Below are 16766 nucleotides of genomic sequence, written 5' to 3'. Positions count from 1 at the left end.
AATTCTCCAAAGCCATTCAAATGCTGAATAATGGGTATTCATATTTTTTTAATGAATTTATTCGCCTGCAAGAAAGTTGTTAAATTTCTACTGCGAATATTTTTTTACCCGCCGGGTTGGTGCCGTATTGGCCGGATCATCCGGCCATAGATGTTTTGGGTAGCGCCCTTTCATTTCTTTTTGCACTTCCCGGTATGCTCCCTGCCAAAAAGCAGCCAAATCTTGCGTGATCTGCAATGGCCTCCGGGCCGGCGATAATAATTCAAGCACCAATGCTACCCGCCCTTTTGCCAACGATGGACTTTGCTGCTCACCGTACATTTCCTGCATCCGCACTGATAATACAGGTGGTTTATCACTGAAATAATTGATTGCTATCCGGCTGTCGGTAGGAACAGTGTAATAAATGGGCAGCTCATTATCCAGACATTGGCGCTGTTGCCAGTCCAGTAAACTTGCCAATGCCGGCAACAAATCAATCTGTTTCAAACCTTTCAAATCACGCACACCAATAAGAAACGGCATTAACCAATGATCAAGAGCATCCATCAAAGAATCATTATCTACCGCAGGCCACTGTATTTCAGGCAGCCATTTAGCCGCACATTGAATACGGGTACATAATTGCATAGCCTCAGGTGACCAATTCAACGCTTGTAATCCTTCACTTCGTAACCAGTTTAGCAAGGCCTGTTGTAATTGTTCAGCTGAAGGTTTTGCCAATAGTTGCGCTTTTACTGCCAGATTCCCACATTGCAGCCGTTTCCATGCCCGCAATGTTCCTTTATTGTCATCCCATTCAACGACACTCTGTTCACAGAATAAATCCGGTTGTTGCTGTGCCAATTGTTCAATATCCAGCGAACAAGCCAGCAGAATGCGAGCATCAGGATTCCTACTATTTTGCAATAGCGAAGGTGCCACCAGCCAGGATTCATCGGATAACTTTTCTTCATAATCAATCATCGCACCCAGACCATTAGCCAGTTGAAAACGACCATGCTTATCCCGGTTTTTGGCTATTCTGTCAGGGAAACCCTGAACCAATAACATTGCAGTTGCTCCACGGGCAAGCTCTCCAAAAATCCCTCCCATATTTCTGACTAACTGTTTTGCCCGCCGTAACCATTGAGGCTGACACTGTTCAACCCAATAAGTGATATCCGCCTGACCGTCACGAGGCGGTTCTTCCAGAATCGCTGTCAGCACAGCGGCGGTTGCCAACGCATCGGTTCCCTGTTCCAAACCGGCACACAATATCGCGGCAAGGCGCGGATCACTGCCAGATTCCGCCATTTTCCTGCCTCTGGATGTCAACTGATTGTGATGGCTTACCGCCCCTAACTGTAATAAAAGTGATTTGGCTACCGCCAGCGACGCCACAGGGGGCATATCCAGCCAATGTAATTGGGAAGTGTCACGACATCCCCACTGCAATAAGGAGAGCCATAAGCTACTGAGATCAGCATGCAAGATTTCAGGTTCACTGTGCTTTGCTGCTCTTTCTGCCTGTTCCTGGCTGAACAGATGCCAGCAAATTCCGGCTTCCAACCGCCCTGCACGGCCAGCCCGTTGTGTCATAGAAGCCTGACTAATGCGTTGAGTGATCAAGCGGGTTAGTCCATTTCTGGGTTCAAAACGTGTTGTACGCTCAAGGCCGCTATCAACGACCAACCGGATACCCTCAATCGTCAGGCTGGTTTCTGCAATGTTAGTCGCCAGAACGATTTTACGGCGACCAAACGGTGAAGGTTCGATCGCTTTTTGCTGTTCAGCCAATGACAAAGCACCGTATAACGGACAAAGATCGGTATCAGCAGAAACTTTTCCTTTAAGCAGTCCAAATATCCGTTGAATTTCTCCACTCCCCGGCAGAAACAACAGCACAGAACCTTGCTCTTGCTGGAATAACCGTAATACAACAGCGGCGACACTCTGTTCAAAAGGCTGGTGAGCAGGTAAAGGATGATAATTTCTGGTGACAGGAAAGCTACGCCCTTCGGAAATAATCACCCGCGCACAAGGTAATAAAGAAGAGAGCCGCTGATTATCCAACGTAGCCGACATGATCAAAATCCGCAGATCATCCCGCAATCCTGCCTGTACATCCAACAACAATGCCAGCGCTAAATCAGCCTGTAAGCTGCGCTCATGGAATTCATCCAGAATCACCAATGAAACACCTTCCAGCATCGGATCTTGCTGTAACATACGGGTTAAAATACCTTCCGTTACCACTTCAAGGCGGGTAGCCTTGCTCACTTTCGTTTCTGAACGCATCCGATAACCCACCGTCTGACCGGTATTTTCATTCAGTTGAACCGCAAGACGATTGGCAACGCTGCGAGCGGCAATCCGCCGCGGTTCTAACATAATGATACGCCCGGAAAAATCTGCTCTTTTCAGAATTTCCAGTGGCAAACCCGTCGATTTCCCGGCACCGGCAGGCGCATGAAGCAGCACTTGCTGTGAGCTTTTCAGCGCACTCAGGACAGACTCGACGACCTCATATACAGGCAGTAAAGACACAAACACTCCATTAAAGAAAGTTAACTTTCAACGACCAACATTGTAGCATTGCCTACTTCAATCTTATGCCATCAGTCATTAAGGAGTTTTTATGGAATTCCATCCACCCTTACAATCCGCCACTCTGATTCGTCGTTATAAACGTTTCTTGGCTGATGTCATCACACCGGAAGGCGAAACATTGACCATCCACTGTGCTAATACTGGCGCGATGACTGGCTGCGCTACGCCAGGAGATACCGTTTGGTATTCCACATCTGACAATCCAAAGCGTAAATATCCCAACAGTTGGGAATTAACCGAAACACAGGATGGTCACTGGATTTGTGTCAATACACTCAGAGCAAACGATTTAGTGGCCGAGGCGATTCAACAGAATGCGATTTCAGAATTTTCTGAATACAAAAAAGTGAGCCGGGAAGTAAAATATGGTGAAGAGAGCAGCCGGATAGATCTGTTGTTACAGGCAGAACAGCAAGTTAACTGCTATATTGAAGTGAAATCAGTGACACTTCTCCAAGAAAATTGTGGCTATTTTCCCGATGCTGTCACGATCCGTGGGCAAAAACACTTACGGGAATTGCAACACATAACGGAACAAGGGCAAAGAGCAGTTTTATTTTTTGCAGTTTTGCACTCCGGCATCAGACAAGTCGAGGCGGCTGCACATATTGACCATAATTATTCATCTCTTTTGGAACAAGCGCGAAACTCTGGGGTCGAAGTTATCTGCTACCAGGCAAGCATTACAGAAAAAGGGATGGTTTTAGACGATAAGTTAGCTTTCGTATTAAGTCGTTAATTTATTGATGGGCCAAATATTTACAGTCAAGTTGTACAGGGTGTAAAGGCATTCTAATACGGTTGTCTTCACACCATTGTGAAACTAATAGCAGGAACAATTGCCAACCCATGCTCCATCTGCTATTTATAGCGGCCTGTTTTTTTCCCCGCTAGGGGTTCGTTTGATAGTGCGTGTGTTAGGAGAAGTATTATGCAAGAAGGGCAAAAACGTAAAACCTCGTCCTTAAGCATTCTCGCCATCGCTGGGGTAGAACCTTACCAAGTGAAGCTAGGTGAAGAATACATGAACGATGCCCAGTTGGCGCATTTCAAGCTAATTCTTGAAGCATGGCGCAATCAGCTCAGGGATGAAGTAGATCGTACTGTATCTCATATGCAAGATGAGGCAGCGAACTTCCCTGATCCAGTTGATCGTGCAGCGCAGGAAGAAGAGTTCAGTCTTGAATTACGTAACCGTGATCGTGAACGTAAATTGATTAAGAAGATCGAGAAAACGCTGAAAAAAGTCGAAGACGACGATTTCGGTTTTTGTGAATCCTGTGGCGTTGAGATAGGCATCCGTCGTTTGGAAGCCCGCCCAACCGCAGATTTGTGTATTGATTGTAAAACCTTGGCCGAAATCCGTGAAAAACAGATGGCTGGCTAATTAATGCTGTTCTGATACGGCGTCTTAATGGCGCCGTATGGACAAACCCTCGCTAATCCCCATATGATAAAACCTGAACGTCCCCGCGCTTATATTGGCCGTTTCGCCCCCTCACCTTCTGGTGATCTTCACTTTGGTTCATTAATCACGGCAATTGGCAGCTATTTGCAAGCCCAGGCGTGTCAGGGAAAGTGGCTGATACGAATTGACGATATTGATCCGCCAAGGGAGGTTCCCGGTGCTGCCAGCCGTATTCTCCACACTCTTGAGCATTATGGGTTACATTGGGATGATAAGATTCTCTATCAATCTCAGCGCCATGAGGCTTACCGTCATATACTTAATCAGTTGCAACAACAGGGCTTAAGCTATCATTGCACCTGTACCCGTCAACGTATTCAGCAAATTAATGGTTTTTATGACAGAAACTGTCGTGAACTGAATCTGCCTATCAACCACGCCGCAATCCGGCTAAAACAAAGCAACCCTGTTTATGGTTTTAAAGATAAGTTGCAGGGATACCTGAGCGCCGATCCTATCATGGCTGAAGAAGATTTTATTATTCATCGTCGTGATGGCCTATTTGCCTATAATTTAGTCGTTGTTATTGATGATGATTACCAAGGTGTCACTGAGGTAGTCAGAGGCGCTGATTTAATTGAGCCAACGGTCCGCCAGATGGCACTTTATCAGCAATTAAATCTCGAACCACCTGATTACATTCACCTGCCACTGGTTCTGAATAAGGACCGCAATAAACTTTCTAAACAGAATCACGCCCAGCCAATCCCATTGGATGATCCCCGGCCGTTATTGATTGAAGCGTTATCTTTCCTTAATCAGCCTGTCATAAAAAACTGGCAGGATCTTTCCCGCGATCAATTGTTGCAAAAAGCAACAGCACATTGGGATCTGGATCGAATTCCACGGCAAGGTAAAATATACAGGTAACGTGAATAAAGTTAAGCTTAGTCATAACAACCATTCTCAAAAAATACACAGTAGGCTATGATTAGCTGCTGTTTTTTATTCGTTTTATATGATCAGTTACTTATCGAGGTGTACCATTTTTAACCGAGTAGCAAATTTCTGCCGTAATTTATTGATCCGCGAGGGGAAAATTAACCGCGAGCTACAGGCAACCAGTGAAAGGCCAGTCACCATATCTGACCGTTCTACTCAGGAAGAGTACATAACTCTTCACTCTAATCGCCAAAATCCCCATCAGTCCTCATCCAACGTGAAAACACAAAGGGAGGTTGAGCAGGAAAATCTTCATTTAGATTTACCAATAACGGTAATTCCACGGGAGCAGCATAATATTTCCCGCAAAGATATCAGTGAAAATGCCCTGAAAGTGCTTTACCGTTTAAATAAATCCGGCTTTGAAGCTTATCTGGTCGGCGGTGGTGTCCGTGACTTACTACTCGGCACACAACCGAAAGATTTTGATATTGCAACCAATGCAACACCAGAACAGGTTCGTAAGTTATTTCGCAACTGCCGCCTGGTTGGACGCCGCTTCCGTTTAGCCCATATTATGTTTGGCCCGGAAGTGATTGAAGTCGCAACATTCCGTGGACCACATGAACAGACTGATTCTGATGATAAAAATCAGTCACAACAGGCTCAGAGTGGTATGTTGTTACGGGATAACATCTTCGGCTCAATTGAAGAAGATGCTATGCGCCGTGATTTCACCATTAACAGCCTTTATTACGGCATCAACGATTTCTCTCTGCGTGATTATGCCGGTGGCCTTCATGACCTGGAAACCGGTGTTATCCGTCTGATTGGCGATCCAGAAACCCGTTATCGGGAAGATCCGGTCAGAATGCTGCGTGCAGTCCGTTTCGCCAGCAAACTGAATATGACAATCAGCGAAGATACCGCCGAACCTATTTCCCGTCTGGCTTTTCTGCTGAGTAATATTCCACCAGCCCGTCTGTTTGAAGAGTCGTTAAAACTGTTGCAAACAGGTCAAGGTTACAGCACTTATAAACTTCTGCGCGAATACCGCCTGTTTCAACCGCTATTCCCATTGGTTCAACGCTATTTCACCGAAAATAACGATTCGCCTATGGAATGTATGCTCAATCAGGTTTTGCAGAATACCGACTATCGGTTACAAAATGATAAACGGGTTAATCCCGCGTTTCTGTTCGCTGTGATGCTTTGGTATCCATTGGTTGAACATGCAGAAAAGCTGTCTCAGGAAAGTGGTCTGACTTACTACGACTCCTTCGCCCTGGCGATGAATGATATTCTGGACGAACAGTGCCACTCTATCGCCATTCCTAAACGCCTGACAACCATCATGCGTGATATCTGGCAATTACAGTTACGTCTGCCGCGCCGCCATGGTAGACGCGCAAACAAACTGATGGAACATCCTAAATTCCGTGCCGCCTATGACCTGCTGGAACTGCGTGCCAATGTCGAAAGCCGTAATGAGCTAAAAGACCTTGCTCATTGGTGGGGAGAATTTCAACAATCCAACGCATCACAACAACGGAGCATGATTTCTGAGCTGGGCAGCGATATTGTCCGTCGTCGCACACGACCACGCCGCCACTATAAATCAAGACTGAGCAGGGACAGCTGATACATCATGACCCATGTTTATATCGCTGTTGGCAGCAACCTGGCAGAACCTGTGCAGCAAGTAAAAAATGCACTTGCTGCATTAAACGATTTACCGGAAACAGAGTTTATTGCCAGCTCTTCGTTATATCGAACTAAACCGATGGGGCCACAAAATCAGCCTGACTTTCTGAATATGGCGGTAGCACTGGAAACCACGCTAGCACCGGAAGAGCTGCTCAATCACACTCAAGCGATTGAACTGGCTCAGGGACGAGTAAGAAAAGATGAACGTTGGGGGCCAAGGACACTTGATCTGGATATCATGTTATTTGGTGATCAGGTGATAAATACCGAACGCTTAACCGTGCCCCACTACGGACTGAAACAACGCGAATTCATGCTCTACCCGTTGGCTGAAATCGCCCCTGACTTGGTATTTCCTGATGGGGAAGCTTTATCTGAAAGACTGAAACATATCCCGGAAAACGGCCTGGTACTCTGGCAGTTGTCACAGCCCTCAGATCCTAATCATTGCAGATAAGGATCTCAGTTCAGTCCGTGGCCGATTTCTGTCTATAACAAGAAAAATTGCAGGAGGAAGATAGATAATGAAACCCATCACCATGGCTGATCTGAATCAGCTCAAAAAAGAAAAACGTAAATTCGCGACGATTACCGCTTACGACGCCAGCTTTGCCCAGCTATTTGCCGGGCAAGGTATTGATGTCATGCTGGTTGGTGACTCACTGGGTATGACATTACAAGGGGCTGATACCACCATCCCAGTGACTGTCGAAGATATTGTCTACCACACTCGTTGCGTCCGTGCTGGTGCGCCCTATACTTTCCTTATTGCCGATATGCCTTTCATGAGTTATGCCACACCGGAACAAAGTTGTGAAAACGCCGCCAAACTTATGCGTGCCGGAGCTAACATGGTGAAAATTGAGGGCGGCAGCTGGTTGAGCGATACCATTAAGATGCTTACCGAACGTTCCGTACCTGTTTGCGCTCATCTGGGGCTAACGCCTCAGTCTGTTCATGTTCTTGGGGGTTATAAAGTCCAAGGACGTGATGAAAAATCGGCTAATCAGTTGATAAAAGATGCGATTACACTGGAGCAAGCGGGCATACAATTGCTGGTGCTGGAGTGTGTCCCTACTGAATTAGCTAAACGTATTACCGATGAACTACAAATCCCGGTGATTGGTATTGGTGCCGGTAATATGACTGACGGACAAGTTTTGGTGATGCATGACGCACTGGGAATTACAGCCAGACCACCTAAATTTGCGAAAAACTTCCTTGAAGAAGCAGGAAATATGCGTGACGCCATCCGCCTGTATAAAGCACAGGTAGAAAGCGGCACCTACCCTGGGAAAGAACACTCATTTAATTAATAAATTACCCTTGTTAGCCCGAAGGCTTTGAACACATTAAGGAGTATTAAGCAATGCTGATTGTCGAAACAGTACCGATTCTACGCCGTGAAATCCGCCGCTGGCGTCAGGAAGGGAAACGCATTGCACTGGTACCAACAATGGGTAACCTGCACGACGGCCATATGACATTAGTTGATGAGGCCAAAGGGCAGGCAGATATTGTCATTGTCAGTATCTTCGTTAACCCGATGCAGTTTAATCGTCAGGATGATCTGGCAAGGTATCCGCGTACCTTACAAAAAGATTGTGAGAAACTTCACCAACATGGTGTCGATCTGGTCTTTGCCCCTTCCGATCAAGAAATATACCCTAATGGTATGGAACATCAGACATATGTTGAAGTCCCTGAACTTTCTACCATGCTGGAAGGTGCCAGCCGCCCTGGTCATTTCCGTGGTGTTTCAACCGTGGTGAGCAAACTGTTCAATCTGGTGCAACCGGATTTAACCTATTTTGGCGAGAAAGATTTTCAGCAATTACAACTTATCCGCAAAATGCTTGCCGATCTGGCTTATGATATTACTTTGGTTTCAGTGCCGACGGTACGCGACAAAAATGGTCTGGCGCTGAGTTCGCGTAATAGCAATTTAACAACCGATGAATATAGAATTGCGCCAGAACTCAGCAAGATCATGAAATCTATCGCTGAAAAAATGGCACAAGGTGAACGCCACACGGAACAATTGCTCACCCAAGCTGCCGAACAGCTACGTGAAACGGGTTTTATGCCTGACGAGTTGTTTATCCGTGATGCCGAAACTCTGGCACCGTTGAATACCGAAAGTAAAAACGCGGTTATTCTGATGGCCGCTTGGTTAGGGCAAACCCGATTGATCGATAATCAGCAGGTCGATTTAACTCAATAATAGTCTGTTCTGTCAAACGTTATTGGCGCAGAAAAATAAAATAACAGGTTCTAAGTTGTCATCAAATCAGGAGAAAACCATGTTGCGCACTATGCTACAAGGGAAATTGCACCGAGTGAAAGTCACTCAGGCAGATCTGCATTATGAAGGTTCCTGTGCAATTGATCAGAACTTTATGGATGCCGCCGGTATTCTGGAATATGAAGCCATTGATATCTATAACGTGGATAACGGCGAACGCTTTTCCACTTATGCTATTGCCGCTGAACGTGGTTCCAGAATCATTTCAGTCAATGGCGCAGCGGCTCACCGTGCTGAGGTAGGTCATAAACTAATTATCTGCTCATATATACAAATTTCTGACGAAGATGCCCGTCATCATAAGCCTAATATGGCTTACTTTGACGGTGATAATATTATGAGCCGTATTGCCAAGGCCGTTCCGGTTCAAGTGGCCTGAATACAAACCACATGATCAATCATGGGTAGGTCGTGAAGACATTATAAATAAACTTCCCCTACCCATCACCACCACTTAATCACAGAATAACCTACAAATTAAGTCCTCAATCCCCGCCCTGTTTCAATCAAATACCAGGCGACAAAATAAAAAACCGCAATAAACGCAGCCAAAACACCCAACGTTACTGTTAAAGAAACATCCGTAATTCCCAGAAAACCATAACGGAAACCACTAATCATATAAACTATCGGGTTTAATTTGGAAACGGCTTGCCAAAATGGCGGTAATAATGTGAGCGAATAAAATACCCCGCCAAGATAAGTCAGAGGCGTTAATACAAAGGTCGGAATAATGCTGATATCATCAAATGTCTTAGCGAAAATCGAATTCAATAAACCAGCCAGCGAGAACAGAATTGATGTCATCAGCAAAATGACAACAATCATCCACCACGCATGAATATGAAGCGGAACGAAAAACAGAGAAATCAGTGTCACCAGAATACCGACGCAAACACCGCGGGCAACACCACCACCAACAAAACCTGCAATAACGACGTGTGTTGGCACCGGTGCTACCAATAATTCCTCAATACTGCGCTGGAATTTCGCCCCAAAGAAAGAAGAAGAAACATTGGCATAAGAGTTAGTAATCACCGCCATCATAATCAGACCAGGGACAATAAACTGCATATAATCCACACCGCCCATTTTGCCAATACGCGAACCGATCAAACTACCGAAAATAACAAAATAGAGTGACATGGTGATAACCGGTGGTAACAAAGTCTGTACCCAGATACGACCAAAACGGGTAATTTCTTTAATCCAGAGCGTTTTTAGCGCCACCCAGTACAACTGAATCATTTACGATCTCCTTGTTTGTTATTCACCAAACTGACAAACAACTCTTCCAGACGGTTCGCTTTATTACGCATACTTGGGATTTGAATTCCCTGAGCATTTAACTGGGTAAACACACCATTTAACCCCTGTTCACGCTGAACATCGACTTCCAAAGTCGATGTGTCTATCACCCGGTAATTATATCCGGCAAGTTCAGGTGCTGGACTTTTCGTTGCCAAATCGAAGAAGAACGTTTCAGATTCCACCTGACTTAACAGGTTTTTCATACTGGTATTTTCCACCAGTTCACCATGTTGAATAATACCAATATTGCGACACAGCATTTCTGCTTCTTCCAGATAATGCGTAGTCAGAATGATCGTTGTTCCCTGTGCATTCAATTCTTTCAAAAAACTCCACATAGAGCGACGCAGCTCAATATCGACACCCGCTGTCGGTTCATCAAGGATTAATAATTTAGGCTGGTGCATTAAAGCACGTACAATCATCAGGCGCCGTTTCATGCCACCAGACAAGCGGATCGCCCGTTGATCGCGTTTTTCCCACAGCTCCAATTTTGACAAATACGTTTTTGCTCTGGCTTGAGCCACTTTTCGCGGTACACCGTAATAACCCGCCTGATTGAGCACAATCTGCAACACCGTCTCAAACGGGTTAAAGTTAAATTCCTGCGGAACAAGGCCTAACTGGCGTTTAGCGTTCACAATATCTGTATCAATATCGTAGCCAAACACCTTAACCTTACCGCTGCTTTTGTTTACCAGAGAACTGATAATGCCGATTGTGGTGGACTTCCCTGCACCGTTCGGACCCAATAACGCGTAGAAATCTCCTGCTTCCACATTCAGGTCAATCCCACGCAGCGCCTTAACATCACCAGCGTAAGTCTTGGTAAGCTGCGTTAATTCCAATGCATAAGTCATAAATTAAAAAACACCTTTATTATCATGGCCGCTTTTGCGTGCAATATGAAAATATAATGCGCCTTCCCTGCCTGATTTTTTTTGCAAAAACAGGAGAAAGTTGAAAAACAAACAACAATAAAATATTAAAATTTCAATTGATGTTGTATATGATTCTATCTTAAATAAACACTATCAGGCTATTCACCATGATGAAAAAAATAGAAGAGTTACTTGCCAATAACAAGCAGTGGTCAGAATCGGTTAACGAAGAAAATCCAAAATTTTTCAAAGAATTAGCGAAGTCTCAGAAACCCCATTTCTTGTGGATTGGTTGTTCAGACAGCCGAGTACCCGCAGAAAAACTAATTGATGCCGCCCCCGGTGATCTGTTTGTTCACCGAAATGTGGCAAACCTGGTTATCCATACTGACTTAAATTGTCTTTCCGTTATTCAATACGCAGTCGACGTACTGGAAGTGGAGCATATCATTATTTGCGGTCACTATGGCTGTGGCGGTATCGAAGCCGCAATTGATGGCACCGAGTTGGGATTGATTAACAACTGGCTGCTGCATATCCGCGATATCTGGTATAAACATAGCTCTATGCTGGGTGAATTACCGCCCAATGAGCGCCTGAACCGCCTGTGTGAAATCAACGTTGTCGAGCAAGTCTATAACCTTGGTCACTCAACTATTATGCAAGCAGCATGGAAACGGGGACAGAAAGTGATGATCCACGGCTGGGTTTACGGTATCCATAATGGTCAATTGCAGGATCTCGAAGTGACAGCTGACAGTCGTGAAAAACTGGAACTTGCCTATCGCCAGACCGTGTCCAAGCTGACGAATAAAAAGTAAGTTTTCAGATAACTAACAAAAATACGCTGTAGAAAAGGTTATATTTAACCTCTTCTACAGTGTAATTAAACGAAGATTCATATAGATTTTCATTTTATTAAATCGCCACTTATTTAAATCTCAATTATCTATTTTAATTTCTTTATTTTACGAATGTATGCATATGGTAATAAAAAGAACGTTTTTATGGGAGATCGAATCGCATTACCTGTAATAACAATGTTGATACTTAGGCAAAACCACTCTAAAGTGTCAACAATGTGATAACCGTTACTTGCGAGGAAAGTTCTATGCTTACTCATGTCAGAAAAATAGGAAACTCTGTTGGTACTATTATTCCAGCTCAACTATTGAAATCCCTCCACCTGAAAGAGGGTGACCAATTATCAATTGTTGAAGAACAAGGGAAAATCGTGATCTCTGCGGTAAACCATCGTCCCAAGTACAAATTAGCCGATCTACTTGCTCTATGTGACTCAGAAGCACCAATGCCTGAAATCTTAAAAGAATGGGATACCAGTAAACCTGTAGGGAATGAAGTGTAATGGCAATATTTCAACGAGGGGATATTGTTGAGGCTTGCTTAAACCCAGTCGCTGGTCAAGAGCTGCAAGGTGACAAAAGACCATGCTTAGTAATAAGTCCATACAATTTTAACAAATTAGGTTTAACAATTATTATTCTTATAACACAAGGAGGAAATTATGCTAGGTTTGCAGGTTTTGCCGTGACATTGATGGGCACTGGAACACAGACTCAAGGAATTCTATTAGCGAATGGCATTCGTTCCATCAATCTAAATGCAAGACAAGCAAGAAAAATTGAAGAGGCACCGGCGTTTGTCGTTAATGAAATTTTAGCCATGGCGTCCAGCATATTGGAATAAATTCTGCTATTAACCAGGGATATCTGCTGATATGGTTCTACGACTGGAAGCCATATTAAGTGCCATGCCGAAATGCAGATAGGGGCGCAGCCCTATATATCATTCCTGAATCACGAAACAAAAACGGCAGCCCGAAAGCTACCATTTTCAGATTCTGTAAAAATTACTCTTCCAACAAAATCACATGCCCGATATAAGGCAAATGGCGATAATGCTGCGCATAATCAATACCGTAACCCACAACAAATTTATCCTCAATTGAGTAACCAATCCACTCAACCGGAACATCAACTTCACGGCGGGAAGGTTTATCAAGCAAAGTACAAATTGCCAGTGATTTGGGCTCACGCAGTGCCAGAATTTCACGCACTTTATTCAGAGTATTACCTGAATCAATAATGTCTTCCACAATCAGCACATGTTTGCCACGAATATCTTCATCCAGATCTTTAAGAATTTTTACATCGCGGGTGGAATTCATACCACTGCCGTAACTGGAAGCCGTCATAAAATCCACTTCATGAGGAACCTGAATTTCACGGCACAAATCAGCCATAAAAATAAATGAGCCTCTCAGTAACCCAACCATAACCAGCTCGCTGCCACTGTCACGATAGTGTTCAGTGATCTGTTTTCCCAACTCAGCGATACGTTGCTTAACCCCCTGTTCGGAGATCATAATTTCTACAGTGTGTTTCATTATAAATATAACCAATTGTTTTTAAAAATAATAATCATGATAAAACGCAGTAAAAATCATGATTATTGGTATACCGATTGATACGCCGTTCTTTTGAACGGATAAAATAACACTTAGAAGCATCATTACAAATAAAATTGAAATAGGAAACTTTACGCCCCCTTTCAGTCATGATGCCTCCATCATTCAATAGCCCATGACAAACTAAAATACTCCAAGTAACACCAGCTGTTGTTGCTATTCTTTACTCATAGAAAACGCAAAGTTTCCATATTTATCTGCCATGTACCGAACAACATTAAGAAAAAGAGACGACCAAGTCTATCTTGTTAAATTTCTTCGGACTGATGAACTACAAAACCTATTTAAGACGTTTTACCTCAATTAGATTTATCTTTAATAACTTCCTGGAACTTATCATAGGTTTCAGGATTAAAAAGCGATAGAGACTCTATCTGCTCAAGCGGAAGAACATGGCGAAACTGATACACACTCAAAGGCTTTGAAGTTAGTGTAATACCTTCATTCCTGTAATGATCAGCGTAATTATGCTCGGCACAAAATGTCAGCGTATCTTTATCTCTGTAACCACTCATAAAAGGAATGATAACGATAGTATCGGTATCCAAATGATGAAATCTCGCTTCATCAACCATTCCAACATAAACTTTTCTCGACTTTAAAGTAATTAACAACAACAGACCACTTTCAATTGATTCCAAAAGAAGGCTTTCAATAGCACTGTTAGATGCAATTTCTTTAAAAATACCATTGCGCTTTTCAGGATTTCTAAAATCTTTCTCTGCGTTATAGGATGCACTGATACTTATCAACACGGTAAGACTTAAGATAAGAAGAGAAAAAACACTCAACCCCACTAACCGGGAGTTGAACAAATCATGCGCAAAAGTAAAAGGGATATATTTTGCACCAAAATATACAGGGATGTTCAGTAGCATCATAACAGCAAAGATTAAACAACTCAGTGTTAAAGCCAGACAAAAACCTGAGAGAAGAAAAAAGCCACCTTGTCGTGCTACTTCAAAGTAAGCGTTCCAACCAATGGCCTTATTTTGCTTAAATCTAGAGGGTAGATGACTATTTGTATAAACATAACCACAGACTAAAACAACAATAACCACAGCTGCCCACATTGATGGTTATCCCTCTTTTTTAGTACTCAACCACTCAACGTTTAAAGCGAAAGCCCGTTGAACATCAGGATTACAACGATTCAGAGTAACCGTTCCAGAACGATTAATGATGAACTTTTCATCTTTCTGATCAGCATCAGAACACGTTTCTTTATGTGCGCCAACGAGACGTGCCATCACCCTTTCCGGAGAAACAAGAGCACATACCATGTTCTTGAAAAAACTAGACATTCTACCTCTCCTTCACTGAGTAACAACCAACTGTATCATAGTCTAATACCTGCGGTAATCACTGACAATACTTTGTTGTGTCCATTTACTACTGATTAAACATCTATCGACACCAGTCCATAATAGAAGCAATTGCGTATAACCTTTATTCTATCATGTACATCCTATAACAATAATTCATTGAAAAGACTACATAACTATGGACTATAAGGCACAATGAGGCCGCCCCTGATAAGCCAAGTCAGAGTCAATCTGTTAGCAAGATTATTGACTAACAGTAAAACCCAGCATCATACCGGTATCCTCATGTTCCAGTAGATGACAGTGCGCCATAAATGGATGTTTAGCTCCCGCCGTATGATTGAACTGAACCAATACTTCACTCTCCTTACCTTCCACATGAACAATATCTTTCCAGCCACTGCGGTGAGCGGCAGGTTTACGGCCATTTTCACTCAAAATGCGAAAGCGGGTACCGTGGATATGGAACGGATGCAGCATCATATCGCCAATACCCGAAATCACCCAGTGCTCATATTGCCCCTGTTTAACATCAAAAACAGGTTCTGCCATGGAGAAAGCCAATCCGTTAATCGTATTCGCATGATGGAAATTGAATTCACCACCATGATGTATATCTCCGTGGTTCATATTCCCATGATGCATTCCCATACCTGCCATCGCTTGCTCACCATAGCGCTGAGACAACTGCATCATCCCCTGCATATCCAGACGACCATCCATCGCCAGATGCAAATTACGTCTATTCAAGCCCGTTAAGGAAGGTAGAACAGGAAGAGTGGCAAGCTGCTCAGACAGTATTGTACGGCTGGAAAAAAGCTGAGGTTGAATGCGCAAAACGGGCAATGGCTGATCGAACGGCGGTAATGTCATGCCTATCTGAACCACCGGTAACGTCACCAGATCGAAAGGTTTTCCATCCGAAGTATTCACCACGACTTCAAAACGCTCTCCCGCCAGTATTAGTAACTTATTAACCGCAACCGGCTCCGCTAATAAGCCACCATCACTGGCAACAACATACAATTCTCGGCCATCACTGGCAGCGATATTCAGGCTGCGGGCATTACAACCATTCAACAAACGCAGGCGTAACCAACCGCGTGGTGCAATATGCTGGGGTAAAACAACGCCATTGGTCAGCATCATATCGCCAAACCAACCAACTGCGGCGCTCATCACATCCAGTTGATAATCAATCTGGCCCTCTTTACTCAAGCGTTTATCCTGAAAAATTAACGGGATATCATCCATCCCCCACTGGTTTGGCAAACCCGTTTTAATGCTATTCTCATCTTCAATCAGTACTAATCCACCAAGCCCCATTGCCACCTGATAACCCGTCTTACCATGTGTATGCGGATGGAACCAGCAAGTTGCTTCCGGTTGTTCAAGGGTAAAACTAACGGTTCGGCTTCCACCTGGCGCAATCATCGCATGTGGACCACCATCAGCCTCCCCGGTAATTTCCAAGCCGTGCCAGTGAACAGTCGTCTCTTCCGGCAGATGATTATGAATATCAATAGTGACAGGTTTACCTGAAGTTAATTTCAGTGCCGGGCCAAGTAAATCACCGTTATAACCCCAGGTCTGAGTCACCGACCCCGCCCGCAAACGGGATTGCCCTGCTTTGATTTCAATAGCAATTTTACCTGCCGCATCGGGCTCTAACTGTGGAGGGATGGGTAGTGCAGGATAAGGTTCAGCAAAGGAGAAACGGCTCCATACAGGTAACATACCGGAGACACCTATAATAGCGCTTAATTTAATAAAATCACGTCGTTGCATATTAACTTCCTAATTAAAC

At 44.0% G+C, this 16766-nt stretch carries 18 protein-coding genes; 11 read left to right on the top strand and 7 right to left on the bottom strand.

What is annotated here, in order from left to right:
- Positions 1–87: 87 nt before the first annotated feature.
- The gene (hrpB, locus tag ACUN2T_RS07470) at positions 88–2529 is read right to left on the bottom strand and encodes an ATP-dependent helicase HrpB (protein ID WP_445496929.1); all 2442 of its coding nucleotides are present in this window, start codon (positions 2527–2529) and stop codon (positions 88–90) included.
- A gap of 91 nt (positions 2530–2620) precedes the next feature.
- Between hrpB and sfsA the strand changes: the two genes are divergently transcribed.
- From sfsA to panD, 8 genes are all read left to right on the top strand, one after another.
- Positions 2621–3331 carry a DNA/RNA nuclease SfsA gene (gene sfsA / locus ACUN2T_RS07465; protein ID WP_445496928.1) on the top strand — a complete coding sequence of 237 codons (711 nt, stop codon included), beginning with the start codon at positions 2621–2623 and terminating at the stop codon, positions 3329–3331.
- A 192-nt stretch (positions 3332–3523) separates the two neighbouring features.
- A complete protein-coding gene (dksA, locus tag ACUN2T_RS07460; RefSeq protein ID WP_445496927.1) occupies positions 3524–3979 on the top strand; it encodes an RNA polymerase-binding protein DksA in 456 nt (151 codons plus the stop codon).
- A gap of 27 nt (positions 3980–4006) precedes the next feature.
- Positions 4007–4930, top strand: a complete 924-nt coding sequence (gene gluQRS, locus ACUN2T_RS07455; protein ID WP_445496926.1) for a tRNA glutamyl-Q(34) synthetase GluQRS — start codon at positions 4007–4009, stop codon at positions 4928–4930.
- 151 nt (positions 4931–5081) lie between these two features.
- A complete protein-coding gene (pcnB, locus tag ACUN2T_RS07450) occupies positions 5082–6584 on the top strand; it encodes a polynucleotide adenylyltransferase PcnB (protein ID WP_445496925.1) in 1503 nt (500 codons plus the stop codon).
- A 6-nt stretch (positions 6585–6590) separates the two neighbouring features.
- Positions 6591–7106 carry a 2-amino-4-hydroxy-6-hydroxymethyldihydropteridine diphosphokinase gene (gene folK / locus ACUN2T_RS07445; RefSeq protein ID WP_445496924.1) on the top strand — a complete coding sequence of 172 codons (516 nt, stop codon included), beginning with the start codon at positions 6591–6593 and terminating at the stop codon, positions 7104–7106.
- 67 nt (positions 7107–7173) lie between these two features.
- Entirely contained in the window at positions 7174–7965 is a 792-nt protein-coding gene (panB, locus tag ACUN2T_RS07440; protein WP_445496923.1) for a 3-methyl-2-oxobutanoate hydroxymethyltransferase, read from the top strand.
- A 53-nt stretch (positions 7966–8018) separates the two neighbouring features.
- A complete protein-coding gene (gene panC / locus ACUN2T_RS07435) occupies positions 8019–8873 on the top strand; it encodes a pantoate--beta-alanine ligase (RefSeq protein WP_445496922.1) in 855 nt (284 codons plus the stop codon).
- 79 nt (positions 8874–8952) lie between these two features.
- Entirely contained in the window at positions 8953–9333 is a 381-nt protein-coding gene (panD, locus tag ACUN2T_RS07430; protein WP_133814230.1) for an aspartate 1-decarboxylase, read from the top strand.
- A 98-nt stretch (positions 9334–9431) separates the two neighbouring features.
- On the opposite strand, the gene ACUN2T_RS07425 is transcribed toward panD, so the two are convergent.
- Together ACUN2T_RS07425 and ACUN2T_RS07420 are read right to left on the bottom strand one after the other, a co-directional pair.
- The gene (locus ACUN2T_RS07425) at positions 9432–10202 is read right to left on the bottom strand and encodes an ABC transporter permease (protein ID WP_445496921.1); all 771 of its coding nucleotides are present in this window, start codon (positions 10200–10202) and stop codon (positions 9432–9434) included.
- Positions 10199–11125 (bottom strand): ABC transporter ATP-binding protein, encoded by a 927-nt coding sequence (locus ACUN2T_RS07420; protein ID WP_445496920.1) that lies wholly within the window; start codon positions 11123–11125, stop codon positions 10199–10201. The genes ACUN2T_RS07425 and ACUN2T_RS07420 overlap by 4 nt, the downstream gene beginning before the upstream one ends.
- Positions 11126–11313: 188 nt before the next feature.
- Here ACUN2T_RS07420 and can point away from each other — a divergent pair, with 188 nt between their 5' ends.
- From can to ACUN2T_RS07405, 3 genes are all read left to right on the top strand, one after another.
- On the top strand, positions 11314–11967 hold the full coding sequence (gene can / locus ACUN2T_RS07415; RefSeq protein WP_445496919.1) for a carbonate dehydratase: 654 nt from the start codon (positions 11314–11316) through the stop codon (positions 11965–11967).
- 290 nt (positions 11968–12257) lie between these two features.
- Complete coding sequence (locus tag ACUN2T_RS07410; RefSeq protein WP_036782605.1) at positions 12258–12512, top strand: AbrB/MazE/SpoVT family DNA-binding domain-containing protein; 255 nt, start codon at positions 12258–12260, stop codon at positions 12510–12512.
- Positions 12512–12853 carry a type II toxin-antitoxin system ChpB family toxin gene (locus tag ACUN2T_RS07405; protein ID WP_445496918.1) on the top strand — a complete coding sequence of 114 codons (342 nt, stop codon included), beginning with the start codon at positions 12512–12514 and terminating at the stop codon, positions 12851–12853. The genes ACUN2T_RS07410 and ACUN2T_RS07405 overlap by 1 nt, the downstream gene beginning before the upstream one ends.
- A 163-nt stretch (positions 12854–13016) precedes the next feature.
- Here ACUN2T_RS07405 and hpt read toward each other — a convergent pair whose 3' ends face one another.
- The 4 genes from hpt to cueO all read right to left on the bottom strand — a co-directional run bounded on the left by hpt (position 13017) and on the right by cueO (position 16747).
- Complete coding sequence (hpt, locus tag ACUN2T_RS07400; RefSeq protein ID WP_445496917.1) at positions 13017–13553, bottom strand: hypoxanthine phosphoribosyltransferase; 537 nt, start codon at positions 13551–13553, stop codon at positions 13017–13019.
- A gap of 380 nt (positions 13554–13933) precedes the next feature.
- Positions 13934–14707, bottom strand: coding sequence for a hypothetical protein (locus tag ACUN2T_RS07395; RefSeq protein WP_445496916.1), 774 nt, complete (start codon positions 14705–14707; stop codon positions 13934–13936).
- 6 nt (positions 14708–14713) lie between these two features.
- Entirely contained in the window at positions 14714–14938 is a 225-nt protein-coding gene (locus tag ACUN2T_RS07390) for a hypothetical protein (RefSeq protein ID WP_445496915.1), read from the bottom strand.
- 264 nt (positions 14939–15202) lie between these two features.
- Entirely contained in the window at positions 15203–16747 is a 1545-nt protein-coding gene (gene cueO / locus ACUN2T_RS07385; RefSeq protein WP_445496914.1) for a multicopper oxidase CueO, read from the bottom strand.
- Positions 16748–16766 lie beyond the last annotated feature (19 nt).

It is taken from the genome of Photorhabdus machadonis (assembly GCF_052657765.1).
Note: the sequence above shows the minus strand (reverse complement) of the source record. Positions and strands in the feature narration are given on the sequence as shown.

Bases quoted from the DNA above. Each gene is read 5' to 3' on its own strand.
- sfsA (WP_445496928.1), top strand. From the start codon at position 2,621: ATGGAATTCCATCCACCCTTACAATCCGCCACTCTGATTCGTCGTTAT.
- dksA (WP_445496927.1), top strand. From the start codon at position 3,524: ATGCAAGAAGGGCAAAAACGTAAAACCTCGTCCTTAAGCATTCTCGCC.
- gluQRS (WP_445496926.1), top strand. From the start codon at position 4,007: ATGGCGCCGTATGGACAAACCCTCGCTAATCCCCATATGATAAAACCT.
- folK (WP_445496924.1), top strand. From the start codon at position 6,591: ATGACCCATGTTTATATCGCTGTTGGCAGCAACCTGGCAGAACCTGTG.
- panB (WP_445496923.1), top strand. From the start codon at position 7,174: ATGAAACCCATCACCATGGCTGATCTGAATCAGCTCAAAAAAGAAAAA.
- panC (WP_445496922.1), top strand. From the start codon at position 8,019: ATGCTGATTGTCGAAACAGTACCGATTCTACGCCGTGAAATCCGCCGC.
- panD (WP_133814230.1), top strand. From the start codon at position 8,953: ATGTTGCGCACTATGCTACAAGGGAAATTGCACCGAGTGAAAGTCACT.
- ACUN2T_RS07425 (WP_445496921.1), bottom strand. From the start codon at position 10,202: ATGATTCAGTTGTACTGGGTGGCGCTAAAAACGCTCTGGATTAAAGAA.
- ACUN2T_RS07420 (WP_445496920.1), bottom strand. From the start codon at position 11,125: ATGACTTATGCATTGGAATTAACGCAGCTTACCAAGACTTACGCTGGT.
- can (WP_445496919.1), top strand. From the start codon at position 11,314: ATGATGAAAAAAATAGAAGAGTTACTTGCCAATAACAAGCAGTGGTCA.
- ACUN2T_RS07410 (WP_036782605.1), top strand. From the start codon at position 12,258: ATGCTTACTCATGTCAGAAAAATAGGAAACTCTGTTGGTACTATTATT.
- ACUN2T_RS07405 (WP_445496918.1), top strand. From the start codon at position 12,512: ATGGCAATATTTCAACGAGGGGATATTGTTGAGGCTTGCTTAAACCCA.
- hpt (WP_445496917.1), bottom strand. From the start codon at position 13,553: ATGAAACACACTGTAGAAATTATGATCTCCGAACAGGGGGTTAAGCAA.
- ACUN2T_RS07395 (WP_445496916.1), bottom strand. From the start codon at position 14,707: ATGTGGGCAGCTGTGGTTATTGTTGTTTTAGTCTGTGGTTATGTTTAT.
- ACUN2T_RS07390 (WP_445496915.1), bottom strand. From the start codon at position 14,938: ATGTCTAGTTTTTTCAAGAACATGGTATGTGCTCTTGTTTCTCCGGAA.
- cueO (WP_445496914.1), bottom strand. From the start codon at position 16,747: ATGCAACGACGTGATTTTATTAAATTAAGCGCTATTATAGGTGTCTCC.